The following is a 12,743-nucleotide window of genomic DNA, read 5'->3' on the forward strand; positions in this document are numbered from 1 at the left end:
CGCCGGGGTGGTATAATCCCGGGCTGTCGTTACTTAGCAATGCAAGGCGACGCTTCTCAGTTGAGTGAAAGGATTTGACGACCCATGGGTGACATCGCCAGAGAGATTTTGCCAGTCAACATCGAGGACGAACTCAAGCAGTCGTACCTCGATTACGCCATGAGCGTGATCATCGGCCGGGCCCTGCCGGATGTGCGCGATGGTTTGAAGCCTGTGCATCGGCGGGTGCTGTTCGCCATGCACGAACTCGGTAACGACTGGAACAAGGCATACAAGAAGTCCGCCCGTGTGGTCGGCGACGTGATCGGTAAGTATCACCCTCACGGGGACAGCGCGGTCTACGACACCATCGTGCGCATGGCTCAGCATTTTTCCATGCGCCACGTGCTGGTGGACGGCCAGGGCAACTTCGGTTCCATCGACGGCGACAATGCCGCCGCCATGCGCTACACCGAGGTACGCATGGCCAGGCTTTCCCACGAGCTGCTGGCGGATCTGGGCAAGGATACCGTCGACTGGGTCGACAACTACGACGGCACCGAACGCATTCCCGAGGTGCTGCCCACCAAGGTGCCGAACCTGCTGATCAACGGCTCCTCCGGCATTGCCGTGGGCATGGCCACCAATATTCCCCCGCATAATATGGGGGAGATCATCAACGCCTGCCTGGCATTGATCGACGATTACACCCTGACCATCGATCAGCTGATGGAACACGTGCCCGGGCCGGACTTTCCCACCGGAGCCATCATCAACGGCCGCGCGGGCATTCTGCAGGCCTATCGCACCGGACGCGGGCGCATCTATGTGCGGGCCTGCCACGAGATCGAACACAACGAGAAGACCGGCCGCGACCATATCATCATCAACGAGCTGCCTTATCAGGTGAACAAGGCGCGGCTGATCGAGAAGATCGCCGAGCTGGTCAAGGAAAAGCGCATCGAGGGCATTGCCGAGCTGCGGGATGAATCCGACAAGGAAGGCCTGCGGGTGGTCATCGAGGTCAAGCGCGGTGAAAGTGGCGAGGTGGTGATCAACAACCTGTTCGCTCACACCCAGCTGCAGACCGTGTTCGGCATCAACATGGTGGCTCTGGAAGACGGCCAGCCGAAGCTGCTCAACCTGAAGGAGATTCTCGAGGCCTTCGTGCGTCATCGTCGCGAGGTGGTGACCCGGCGCACCCTTTATGAGCTGCGCAAGGCCCGGGAGCGCGGCCATATCCTCGAAGGTCTGGCGGTGGCGATTTCCAGTATCGACGAGGTCATTGCCCTGATCAAGGCCTCTCCCAACGCCGCGGAGGCCAAGGACAAGCTGCTGGCCGCCAGCTGGCAGCCGGGACAGGTCACCGGCATGCTGGAACGCGCCGGGGCGACCTCCTGCAAGCCGGAGGATCTGGAAGAGGGCTACGGGCTGAACCAGAGCGCCACTCAGTATCGGCTTTCCCCGGCCCAGGCTCAGGCGATTCTCGAGCTGCGCCTGCACCGCTTGACCGGCCTGGAAACCGAGAAGCTGCTGGATGAGTACCTGGCGATTCTCGAGAAGATCGCCGAGTACATGGAAATCCTTGCGTCAAGCGATCGGCTGCTGGAGGTGATCCGCGAAGAGCTGATCGCGATTCGCGATCAGTACGACGATCCCCGTCGCACGGAGATTCAGGCCAGCCATCTGGATCTTTCCATGGAGGATCTGATCGCCGAAGAGGATATGGTGGTGACCATTTCCCGCAGCGGCTACGCCAAGACCCAGCCGCTTTCCGACTATCAGGCCCAGCGGCGTGGCGGGCGGGGCAAGTCCGCCACTGCCATGAAGGACGAGGACGTGATCGAGCATCTGATCGTCGCCTCGACCCACGACACCATGCTGCTGTTCTCCAACAAGGGCAAGGTCTACTGGCTCAAGGTCTACGAGATGCCCGTGGCCAGCCGTGGCTCTCGAGGACGGCCGCTGGTCAACCTGCTGCCCCTGGATGAAAACGAGTCGATCAGCGCCATGCTGCCGGTGCGGGAATACCGCGAGGACAGCTTCATCTTCTTCGCTACCGCCAAGGGCACCATCAAGCGCACCTCGCTGGATCAGTTCTCCCGGCCGCGCAGCGTCGGCCTGATCGCCATCGACATCGAGGAAGGGGACAGGTTGATCGGCGCCGCCATCACCAGCGGTCAGGACCACGCCATGCTGTTGTCTTCCAACGGCAAGGCGATTCGCTTCGAGGAAACCCAGGTGCGTGCCATGGGGCGTACCGCTCGCGGCGTTCGCGGCATGCGCCTGCAGGGCGATGCGGAGGTGATCAGCCTGATCATTCCGCAAAGCCAGCAGATCGACGCGGCAGCGGATGCGGATGAAGAAAGCGATGAAACTCTCGTGATGGAAAACGGCAACGGCGGCCAGATCTATATTCTCACCGCCTCCGAAAACGGTTACGGCAAGCGTACTCGGCTGGAGGAGTTCCCGCTGCGCGGGCGTGGCGGTCAGGGGGTGATCGCCATGCAGACCAGCGCCCGCAACGGCAACCTGGTGGCGGCGATGCAGGTGTATTCCAGCGACGAGATGATGCTGATCACCGATCGCGGCACCCTGGTGCGCACTCGGGTCGAGGAAGTTTCCATCACTTCCCGCAACACCCAGGGCGTCATGCTGATTCGTCTTGGCAAGGAGGAAACCCTGGTCAAGACCGTACGTATCGACGAGCCTGCGGAAGAGGAAGGCGTGCCGGAAGATGCCCTCGAGGGTGAACCGGCAGCGGAAGAGAATCAGCCGAACGATCAGCCTCGAGACGACTCGTCGGAGGATGATGCCTGACATGACACGCCATTATAATTTCTGCGCTGGCCCCGCCGCCCTGCCCGTGGCGGTGCTGGAGCGTGCCCGGGATGAGCTGCTCGACTATCGAGGGCGCGGCCTTTCCGTGATGGAGATGAGCCACCGCAGCGCGGAGTTCAATGAGATCGCCGAGCGGGCGGAGCGGGATCTTCGCGATCTGCTGGCGATACCGGACAACTATCGGGTGCTGTTCCTGCAGGGGGGCGCAACGCTGCAGTTCGCCATGCTGCCCTACAATCTGCTGGGCCAAGGCGGCACGCCGAACTATATCGATACGGGCATCTGGAGCAAGAAGGCCATCGATGAGGCGAAGCGGCTATTTTCCGCGCATATTGCCGCATCCAGTCGAGACAATGGTCTCTCCGCGGTGCCACGCCCGGAGGCTATCGCGCTATCCGACGATGCCGCTTATCTGCACTACACCGGCAACGAGACCATCGGCGGGCTGGAATTCGACTATATTCCCGAACTGCCCGAAGACGTGCCGCTGGTCTGTGATCTTTCCTCGTCGATTCTTTCCCGGCCCTTGGACGTTTCCCGCTTCGGCGTGATCTATGCCGGGGCGCAGAAGAATATCGGCCCGGCGGGGCTGACCGTGGTGATCCTGCGGGACGACCTGCTGGAACGCGGCCGGGCGGACATGCCCAGCCTGTTCAGTTACCAGGCGATGAGCGAGGCGGGTTCCATGGTCAATACGCCACCGACCTACGCCTGGTACCTGGCGGGGCTGGTGTTCCAGTGGTTGAAGAACGAGGTTGGTGGGCTGGCTGCAATGGCTGACATCAACAGGCGCAAGGCGCAAAAGCTCTATCGCGCCATCGACGAGAGCCAGCTTTATTCCAATCCGATCGATCCGGTCAACCGCTCCTGGATGAACGTGCCCTTCGTGCTGGCGGAAGAACGGCTCAATGCCGGTTTTCTCGAGCAGGCAGAACAGGCGGGACTGCTCAATCTGAAGGGGCATCGCAGCGTCGGCGGCATGCGCGCCAGCTTGTATAACGCGGTACCGGAAGAGGGCGTGGAAGCATTGATTGGGTTCATGAGGGAATTCGAGAGGAAAAACGCATGAGCGATGGGGTTGGCGAAGATCAGGATCTGGATGCGCTAAGAAAGCAGATCGATGCTCTCGATAGCGAACTGCTGCAGTTGATCAGTCGGCGAGCGCAGTACGCGCAGCAGGTTGCCAGCATCAAGACCTGTGTTGATCCACAAACCCAGTTCTATCGCCCTGAGAGGGAGGCGGAAGTGCTGCGCCGGATCATGGCGCTCAACGACGGCCCGCTTGACGACGAGGAAATGGCGCGGCTGTTTCGCGAGATCATGTCCGCCTGTCTGGCCCTGGAGCAGCCGATCAAGGTCGCCTATCTTGGCCCGGAGGGAACTTTTACCCAGCAGGCGGCCCTCAAGCACTTTGGCGAAAGCGCCATCAGCCTGCCCATGGCGGCCATCGACGAGGTCTTTCGCGAGGTGGAGGCCGGCGCGGTGCATTACGGCGTGGTGCCGGTGGAGAACTCCACGGAAGGAGTCATCAACCATACTCTGGATTCCTTCATGGACTCCTCCATGCGCATCAGCGGCGAGGTGGTGCTTCGCATTCATCAGCACCTTTTGGTATCCAGCACCACTCGTCGGGATAAGATCTCACGCATCTACTCTCATCCGCAGTCCTTCGCTCAGTGCCGCAAGTGGCTGGATGCCCACTACCCTCAGGCGGAACGGGTACCGGTGTCTTCCAACGCGGAAGCTGCCCGGCTGGTAAGGACCGAGTGGCATAGCGCGGCAATTGCCGGCGACATGGCGGCCAAGCTCTATGATCTGGAAAAGATCTACGAGAAAGTCGAGGATCGTCCGGACAATTCCACCCGCTTTCTGATCATTGGCAACCATGACGTGCCGCCTTCCAGTGAGGACAAGACCTCCGTGGTGGTGGCCATGCGCAACCAGCCAGGTGCCTTGCATGCACTACTCGAGCCGTTCCATCGCCATCAGATCGACCTGACCCGGCTGGAAACCCGGCCTTCTCGCAGCGGTGCATGGAACTATGTGTTCTTCATCGATTTTCGCGGCCATCAAGACGACCCTCATGTGGCGGCGATGCTCGAGGAAGTGCGGCTGCGGGCTTCCGAGCTCAAGGTGCTGGGTTCCTATCCTGTCGGGGTACTGTGAAGGACGTGGCCGACATGAACGAGCCACGCCTGCTGATTGTCGGGCTGGGCTTGATCGGTGGCTCTCTGGCCGCGGCCCTCAAGGAGACGGGCTTCCCGGGAGAAATCGTTGCCTGCGATCGGAATCCTCGAGAACTCGAACAGGCCTTGAGTCAGGGCATCATCGATGCCGGCGACACCAGCATGGTGAATCTGCTGCCCCGCACGACGCTGATTCTGCTGGCGGTGCCGGTGCTTTCCATGCAGACGGTGTTGGTAGAGTTGGCGCGGCTGCTCGATAAAGGCCTGGTGGATCGAGAGCGTCTGGTGATCACCGACGTGGGCAGTACGAAAGCCTCCATTCGCGCGGCGACCATCGAGGCCTTCGGCAAGATACCCTCAAACCTGGTCCTGGGGCACCCGATCGCCGGCTCGGAAAGGAGCGGCGTGGCGGCAGCCAATCCCCGGCTCTTCGATCGGCACAAGGTGATCCTGACCCCGGAGAAGGATACCGCTCCGGATGCCCTGGCGCGGGTGAGGCGGCTGTGGCAAGCCTGCGGTGCGGAAGTGATGGAAATGACGGTGGAGCGCCATGATCAGGTGCTGGCGCGCACCAGTCATCTACCGCACCTGCTGGCGTTTTCCTTGGTAGATACCCTGGCGCGTCAGCATCAGCGGCAGGACATCTTTCGCTACGCCGCCGGCGGGTTTCGCGATTTCACGCGCATTGCCGGCAGCGATCCGGTGATGTGGCGAGATATCTTTCTGGCCAATCGCGATGCGGTGCTCGATGCGCTGGACGACTTTCAAGCAGGGCTCGCCGGGCTCCGCAAAGCGGTGGAACAGGCGGACGGCGACAGCATGCTGGCTATTTTCGACCGTGCCAGCCACGCTCGGCGGTATTTTGATACCTTGTTGAATCAAAGCAGCTATCAGGCGGGTTATCAGATCATGCAGCAAACGATATTAAGCTTTCGAGTAAGCCCCGGGGGCAGCGTTTCCCGGCGCATTCGCGTCCCCGGGGACAAGTCCATTTCCCATCGTTCGATCATGCTTGGGGCCTTGGCGGAAGGCGTGACGGAGGTCAGCGGCTTTCTCGAGGGAGAAGACAGCCTGGCGACTCTGCAAGCCTTTCGCGACATGGGGGTAGCCATCGAAGGACCAAGCCAGGGCCGAGTGACGATTCACGGGGTGGGTCTTCACGGGCTAAAGCCGCCGCCGGGGCCTATCTATCTGGGCAATTCCGGTACCGGCATGCGGCTGTTCGCAGGGCTGCTGTCTGGTCAGGCCTTCGACAGCGAGCTGACCGGCGATGCTTCCTTGACCAAGCGACCGATGAATCGTGTCGCCGAACCGCTGCGCCAGATGGGAGCCCAGATCGACACCGCACCAGAAGGACGGCCGCCTTTAAAGATTCGCGGTGGCCAGGCGCTCAAGGGCATCGACTATGAGATGCCGGTGGCCAGTGCCCAGGTCAAGTCCTGTCTGCTGCTGGCAGGGCTTTATGCCAAGGGAGAAACCCGCGTACGAGAACCGGCGCCGACTCGAGATCATACCGAGCGCATGCTGAGCGGCTTCGGCTATCCAGTCCGGCGGGAGGGAGATACCGCGATTCTATCCGGCGGCGGCACTCTGCAAGCGGGGCCGATCGATGTGCCGGCGGATATTTCTTCTGCAGCGTTCTTTCTAGTGGCGGCGGCGATTACTCCAGGCTCGGACTTGATCCTGGAGCACGTCGGCATCAATCCGACCCGTATCGGCGTCCTCAATATTCTCCGGGCGATGGGGGCGGATCTCGAGCTTTCCGGTCAGCAAGAAGTGGGTGGCGAACCGGTGGCGGACATTCGCATTCGCTATGCGCCGCTGCGCGGTATCGACATCCCCGTGGATCAGGTGCCCTTGGCCATCGATGAGTTTCCTGCGCTGTTCATCGCCGCCGCCAATGCTTGCGGCACGACTCGGCTGCGCGGCGCGGAGGAACTGCGGGTCAAGGAGTCCGATCGTATTCAGGCGATGGCGAGCGGTCTGGATATACTGGGCGTGACCAATACCGTGCGTGAGGATGGGATCGATATCGAAGGCCGCGCCGAAAAGGACGACGACGGCAGCCGGGTACATTATGGCGGCGGGCGAATCGATAGCCTGGGAGACCACCGTATCGCCATGGCCTTCAGCATCGCCGGGCTGCGAGCCGGGGAGCCGATCCTGATCGAGAATTGCGCCAACGTGGCGACCTCTTTCCCTGGCTTTGTCGATCTGGCCAATCAGGTGGGCATGCTGATCGAGACGGAGACTCGGGAGGGTTCATGATCGACGAAGGACAAACGCGCAGCAAGGCGGAATCGTCGCCGGTGCTGACCGTGGACGGTCCCGGCGGCGCTGGCAAGGGTACCATCAGCCGTCTGGTGGCAGAACGCCTTGGCTGGCACCTGCTCGATAGCGGTGCGCTGTACCGACTGACGGCGCTAGCTGCCGCCTGGCATGACGTGGTACTCGATGACGAAGACGCTCTGGAGCCCCTCGCGGCGAATCTGGATGTGTGTTTTCTGAGTGACGGCGGCGATGCGCGGATATTGATGGAAGGGCATGATGTCAGCCAGTCCATTCGTACCGAGCAGATCGGTGATCGGGCATCACAGGTGGCGGCCTTGCCGCGGGTTCGTCAGGCGTTGCTGCAGCGGCAACGTGACTTCCGTCAATCTCCGGGATTGGTAGCGGACGGTCGAGACATGGGCACCGTGGTATTCCCCGAAGCGACGCTGAAGATATTTCTCACCGCTTCCGCTGAGGAAAGGGCCAGGCGGCGCTACCTTCAGTTGCGCCAAGCCGGCGAGAATGCTAGTCTACCGAGTCTTTTGAAAGAGATTCAGTTGCGTGACGCTCGCGACATGCAGCGAAGCGTGGCTCCTCTCGTGCCGGCACAGGATGCCGTCGAGTTGGATACCACGCATCTGAGTATCTCCGAAGTGGTGGATCAACTGATACAACGTCTCGCTCGGATCGGCATCGTCGAATCTTGAGGTAATGAACGTCATGGTTGAATCACTACGGATCCTCGGCTCGATGTAATGACATGAACACGGCAGGTAAACGGATAAGCCGGTTCAGGTCCAACCAGCGTCAACGTCCCCGAGGGTATTGCAGTAGGCCCGTGCTCGCTGGTGGCACGGAGAAGGCGTCAAGCCGCTATCAAACGTTGATCACGTAGGAACATCATGAGCGAAAGCTTTGCTGAGTTGTTTGAACAGTCTCTTCAGGACATCAACATGGAACCCGGCGCCATTGTCATGGCGACGGTCGTGGATATCGAGGGTGATTGGATCACCGTCAACGCGGGCCTGAAGTCGGAAGGGCAGATTCCGGCCGCCCAGTTTCGTGATGACAATGGTGAATTGACCATTGGCGTCGGCGATGAAGTCAAGGTGGCGCTGGAAGCCGTGGAAGACGGTTTCGGTGAAACCCGCCTGTCTCGTGAGAAGGCCAAGCGTGCCGAAGCCTGGAAAGAACTGGAAGCGGCTTTCGAGAAAGACGAGATCGTCAAGGGCGTGATCAACGGCAAGGTCAAGGGCGGCTTCACCGTCGACGTGGCCTCCATTCGCGCCTTCCTGCCGGGTTCTCTGGTCGATGTGCGTCCGGTACGTGATACCACGCATCTCGAGCACAAGGAACTGGACTTCAAGGTCATCAAGCTCGACCCCAAGCGCAACAACGTGGTGGTCTCTCGCCGTGCAGTGCTGGAAGCTGAAAACAGCGCCGAGCGGGAAGCGCTGCTTGCTACCCTTCAAGAAGGTCAGCAGATCAAGGGTATCGTCAAGAACCTCACGGATTACGGCGCCTTCGTCGATCTGGGCGGTGTCGATGGCCTGTTGCATATCACCGACATGGCCTGGAAGCGTATCAAGCATCCCTCCGAGATCGTCACCGTCGGCGACGAGATCAATGTCAAGGTGCTGAAGTTTGATCGCGAGCGTAATCGGGTTTCCCTGGGTCTCAAGCAGTTGGGCGAAGATCCTTGGGTCAACATCAAGGCACGCTATCCGGAAGGCACCAAGGTCAACGCTCGCGTGACCAATCTGACCGACTACGGCTGCTTTGCCGAGTTGGAAGAGGGGGTCGAGGGTCTGGTCCACGTCTCCGAAATGGACTGGACCAACAAGAATATTCACCCGTCCAAGGTCGTTCAGGTCGGCGACGAGGTGGAAGTCATGGTTCTGGATATCGACGAGGAGCGTCGTCGTATCTCCCTGGGCATCAAGCAGTGCACCACCAATCCCTGGGAAGATTTCAGCGCGCGTCATAACAAGGGCGATCGGGTTTCCGGCAGCATCAAGTCCATCACCGATTTTGGTATCTTCATCGGTCTGGATGGCGGTATCGATGGCCTGGTGCACCTTTCCGACATCTCCTGGACCGAGACCGGCGAAGAAGCAGTGCGCCAGTTCAAGAAGGGTGACGAGGTGGAAGCGGTCATTCTTTCCATCGATCCAGAGCGCGAGCGCATCTCCTTGGGTATCAAGCAACTCGATACCGATCCGGTCGCTGAGTTCATGGCGGTCAATGATAAAGGCTCCGTGGTGACTGGCCGTGTAGTCGAAGTCGATGCCAAGGAAGCCAAGGTTGAACTGGCGACCGACGTTGTCGCCATTCTCAAGGCCTCCGAGATCAGCGCTGATCGTGTAGAAGATGCGCGTAACGTCCTCAGCGAAGGCGATAGCGTTGAAGCACGTATTGTCGGAGTGGATCGCAAGAACCGCGCGATCAATCTTTCCGTCAAGGCCAAGGATCAGGACGATACTCGCCGCAATATGAGCAAGCTGCGTGACCAGCAAGAAGTTGAAACTGGTGGTCCGACAACGATTGGCGACTTGATCAAGCAGCAGATGGGTCAAGACTAGTCCCGCTTGATTCAGCAAGTGGGGTTTGAATGAAAGACGCCGCCATAAAGGCGGCGTCTTTGTTGTTGGTCGGTAGTGACTTTAATTTCGGTGTCTGTACAAATAAACATAACCTGCCTCGTTTGAAACGACTTGATGCTGGTATCATGAATGCGTGTAGTGAACATCTTATTGGAAAGGGTGTCACATACTTGGCTTGTAATTAAAAATCAATTTCATCAAATTAACCTTGCCTATTCAGGTGATAAACATTTAGCAACTAATAAGCTTGCCAAACCCGGTAATTGTACAATAATATTAGCGCTTTCATGTCAACTATACGTTAGGGATTTTTTATGTCATTGCTGAACGAATATATTCAAAAGGAACAGTTGCTTAAGCAACTGCAAGAAGAGCTTGATAAGATGGAAGGCGATCAGCGCTTGAAGTCGGAGCTGGAATTCAAGGAAAAGCTTGAAGCGCTGATGGCGGAATTTGATAAAAGTGCTAGTGACGTTATTAATCTGCTTGATCCTAAGCAATCAGGTACCGGCACTGCATCAGCATATACAACCAGTTCGAGTACTTCCGGGCGCCGCAGGCGCAAGCTTAAAATTTATAAGAATCCCAATACGGGCGAAGTCGTTGAGACACGTGGCGGTAATCAAAAAACATTAAAATCCTGGAAAGACGATTATGGTAACGATACAGTCGAATCCTGGCTAGTACGTATAGAAGAATAAGAAAGATGGGCGAGACCTTTTTACGACTGGTAAAATGATATCTTTAAGATTTAAAATAAATTTAGCGTGGCTGTAGACAAGATGAGGTGATACAAACGGCCTCATCTTTCAGTTCAAAAAGTAGATACAGGTAAAAAAGCCTTTGTATCAATGCATTCGGCAAGTTTAGTGCTCATCGGCATACCTTGGTAATCATGGCTGACGTTTGAGAGTTATTGCTATTGCTTTTGTTGAGAACCAGTGATCTGACCTGAAACCTTATCGTAAATAAACTTAAACTAATGCGATATAATAAACCTTATAAACCGATGGACGAGCGCGAAAAACTACGCAAGTTTCGCGAACTTGATGATGCCTTTGCCGCTGCGCTACAGAATTTGGATAAACCAATGCCCGGTACGCAAGTAGCAAATGCCTACGAGCATCCGGAAAAGCGGTTCAGCCAACACGAAAATGAACGTCATCGCATTTTCGAACAACGTCTTACTGAATTGATGGACGAGTATCAGCTTGCTTCGGATAGTGTTTCCGCGCTGTTACAAACGCTACTCAAACTCAAGAAAATCAGCTGATACCTTTTATTTAAAGCATTGCATTTCGACACCAGTCATCGAATTGGCGTGTCGACTCGGTCGTTTTTGTAATGATGCCGTTTAGAAGGCTTTTATCAAACGTGAATCATTCTATTTTTTGGTATACACCGCATTATTGGACTTGTCGCAACTGGTTATGGTGGTCAGGGCAAGTCAGCTTAATACTGTACGCAGCGCTTCATCTTCTTTGGTACCGAGTAGGTAGCCCCGCTGAGACGTTTATGGCGCTGTCGGGTTTAACCGCGCTGTTGATATACGGAAAAGGTATTCGAAACGCTGCGGCGGTCTGGCTGCTTTTCGCGGCTATTGGCGTACAGCTTTTGTCGTGGACGTTAGGTTACTTTCATCACCCCGAATGGGTAGCTGATAATCCCCAAATCGACCGGCTCGCCAAACTCTTCATTTTCATAGGCGTTGCCTGGTGGCTTGGAGGCAGTACACGCAATACGCTGATGGTTTGGCTACTGGCACTGCTGGGTTATCTCGTTACCACCTTTGTCCAAGGAGACGGCATCAAGGAATGGATCACGGGTTTCGGGGGCCAGCGAGTCGGATTCGGTATTCGCAATAACCAGCATGCTTCCATGTTGTTTGGCGTGGCGCTGCTTGGACTGATCGTTTTCTTTAGACGTTTCGCCTCTCCCGGACGCGCAAGAGTCTGGCGTATAGGCCTATGGACCTGCCTGACGATCATCTGCCTGAGTGGAGTACTGGTAGGCCAAACCCGCGCGGTGTGGCTATCGCTGGGGCTGGCATTACCTTGCGTTGGTATTGTCTGGTTGATCAAGCAAGCACGCCACTCATCGACGAATCGTCAGCACTATAAACCACTGATAATTAGCGCTGGCGTTTTTTTAGTGCTGCTGGGGGGAATAGGAACGGCATTTCACGAAACCTTGAAGCAACGATTGACGAAAGAATCCGGCGTTATTGCGCAGCTTGCCTCGGGCAATATCGAAACGTTGCCTTATTCCAGTATCGGGATTCGCATTCATAGCTGGCGCGCCGCTATGGAATGGATCGAAGAGCGCCCGCTCGTGGGTTGGGGGGGCGAAGGCCGTAGTCTAGTTATCGAACATACCGACTGGTTGCCAAATACAGTCAAGCAAAACTACGGACATCTGCATAATTTCTTTTTGGAAATCTGGGTCGCTTATGGCGCGCTGGGTTTTGTTGTTATCGCGGCCTTGGCAGTCTGGGTGGGGCGCGCTACTTGGCTGGCTTGGCGGGGCGGCGCGTTACCCGGCGACATGGCGCTATTTGGCGCCGGATTTTTTGTCTACTGGCTAGTCATCAATCAGTTCGAGTCCTACAATTCCTTTTCAACCGGTGTATTCGTCCATAATCTGATCGTGGGAGGACTGATAACTCATTACTGGAAATGGCAATACTCGACAAAACACAGCGCTGTGCAACGGTCAAGTCAGTGAATCACGAAATGCTTTACCAGAGATCATGACGAAGGATTCATGGGCCTTGATATGTGTCTGAAAATAATCATGTCGACCATAATCCATGAACTCGTTTCTTACTGACGATACAGGAGCTTCACAATGGCATGCCTGTCGA

At 57.2% G+C, this 12,743-nt stretch carries 9 protein-coding genes; all 9 read left to right on the plus strand.

Translation table 11 applies throughout. The annotated features are described in order from the left end of the window. The first annotated feature begins 84 nt into the window (after positions 1–84). A complete protein-coding gene (gene gyrA, locus FGL86_RS11995; protein WP_147184767.1) occupies positions 85–2,799 on the plus strand; it encodes a DNA gyrase subunit A in 2,715 nt (904 codons plus the stop codon). 1 nt (position 2,800) lies between these two features. Then, the gene (gene serC, locus FGL86_RS12000; RefSeq protein ID WP_147184768.1) at positions 2,801–3,889 is read left to right on the plus strand and encodes a 3-phosphoserine/phosphohydroxythreonine transaminase; all 1,089 of its coding nucleotides are present in this window, start codon (positions 2,801–2,803) and stop codon (positions 3,887–3,889) included. Then, a complete protein-coding gene (pheA, locus tag FGL86_RS12005; RefSeq protein ID WP_147184769.1) occupies positions 3,886–4,986 on the plus strand; it encodes a prephenate dehydratase in 1,101 nt (366 codons plus the stop codon). The genes serC and pheA overlap by 4 nt, the downstream gene beginning before the upstream one ends. A gap of 14 nt (positions 4,987–5,000) precedes the next feature. Beyond that, the gene (locus FGL86_RS12010) at positions 5,001–7,274 is read left to right on the plus strand and encodes a bifunctional prephenate dehydrogenase/3-phosphoshikimate 1-carboxyvinyltransferase (protein WP_147184770.1); all 2,274 of its coding nucleotides are present in this window, start codon (positions 5,001–5,003) and stop codon (positions 7,272–7,274) included. Further along, the gene (gene cmk / locus FGL86_RS12015) at positions 7,271–7,984 is read left to right on the plus strand and encodes a (d)CMP kinase (protein ID WP_147184771.1); all 714 of its coding nucleotides are present in this window, start codon (positions 7,271–7,273) and stop codon (positions 7,982–7,984) included. The genes FGL86_RS12010 and cmk overlap by 4 nt, the downstream gene beginning before the upstream one ends. Positions 7,985–8,179: 195 nt before the next feature. Next, complete coding sequence (gene rpsA / locus FGL86_RS12020; protein WP_147184772.1) at positions 8,180–9,859, plus strand: 30S ribosomal protein S1; 1,680 nt, start codon at positions 8,180–8,182, stop codon at positions 9,857–9,859. A gap of 335 nt (positions 9,860–10,194) precedes the next feature. Continuing rightward, positions 10,195–10,581, plus strand: a complete 387-nt coding sequence (locus FGL86_RS12025; RefSeq protein WP_147184773.1) for a histone-like nucleoid-structuring protein, MvaT/MvaU family — start codon at positions 10,195–10,197, stop codon at positions 10,579–10,581. Between the two features lie 308 nt (positions 10,582–10,889). Then, a complete protein-coding gene (locus tag FGL86_RS12030; RefSeq protein WP_147184774.1) occupies positions 10,890–11,153 on the plus strand; it encodes a hypothetical protein in 264 nt (87 codons plus the stop codon). Positions 11,154–11,395: 242 nt separating this feature from the next. Beyond that, on the plus strand, positions 11,396–12,604 hold the full coding sequence (locus FGL86_RS12035) for an O-antigen ligase family protein (protein ID WP_246131616.1): 1,209 nt from the start codon (positions 11,396–11,398) through the stop codon (positions 12,602–12,604). Positions 12,605–12,743: the final 139 nt, after the last annotated feature.

It is taken from the genome of Pistricoccus aurantiacus, from assembly GCF_007954585.1.
In the GTDB taxonomy this organism is placed as follows: Bacteria; Pseudomonadota; Gammaproteobacteria; order Pseudomonadales; family Halomonadaceae; genus Pistricoccus; species Pistricoccus aurantiacus.

What these genes read in the sequence shown, in the direction of transcription:
- gyrA (WP_147184767.1), top strand. Translation starts at nt 85, where the DNA reads ATGGGTGACATCGCCAGAGAGATTTTGCCAGTCAACATCGAGGACGAA.
- serC (WP_147184768.1), top strand. Translation starts at nt 2,801, where the DNA reads ATGACACGCCATTATAATTTCTGCGCTGGCCCCGCCGCCCTGCCCGTG.
- pheA (WP_147184769.1), top strand. Translation starts at nt 3,886, where the DNA reads ATGAGCGATGGGGTTGGCGAAGATCAGGATCTGGATGCGCTAAGAAAG.
- FGL86_RS12010 (WP_147184770.1), top strand. Translation starts at nt 5,001, where the DNA reads ATGAACGAGCCACGCCTGCTGATTGTCGGGCTGGGCTTGATCGGTGGC.
- cmk (WP_147184771.1), top strand. Translation starts at nt 7,271, where the DNA reads ATGATCGACGAAGGACAAACGCGCAGCAAGGCGGAATCGTCGCCGGTG.
- rpsA (WP_147184772.1), top strand. Translation starts at nt 8,180, where the DNA reads ATGAGCGAAAGCTTTGCTGAGTTGTTTGAACAGTCTCTTCAGGACATC.
- FGL86_RS12025 (WP_147184773.1), top strand. Translation starts at nt 10,195, where the DNA reads ATGTCATTGCTGAACGAATATATTCAAAAGGAACAGTTGCTTAAGCAA.
- FGL86_RS12030 (WP_147184774.1), top strand. Translation starts at nt 10,890, where the DNA reads ATGGACGAGCGCGAAAAACTACGCAAGTTTCGCGAACTTGATGATGCC.
- FGL86_RS12035 (WP_246131616.1), top strand. Translation starts at nt 11,396, where the DNA reads ATGGCGCTGTCGGGTTTAACCGCGCTGTTGATATACGGAAAAGGTATT.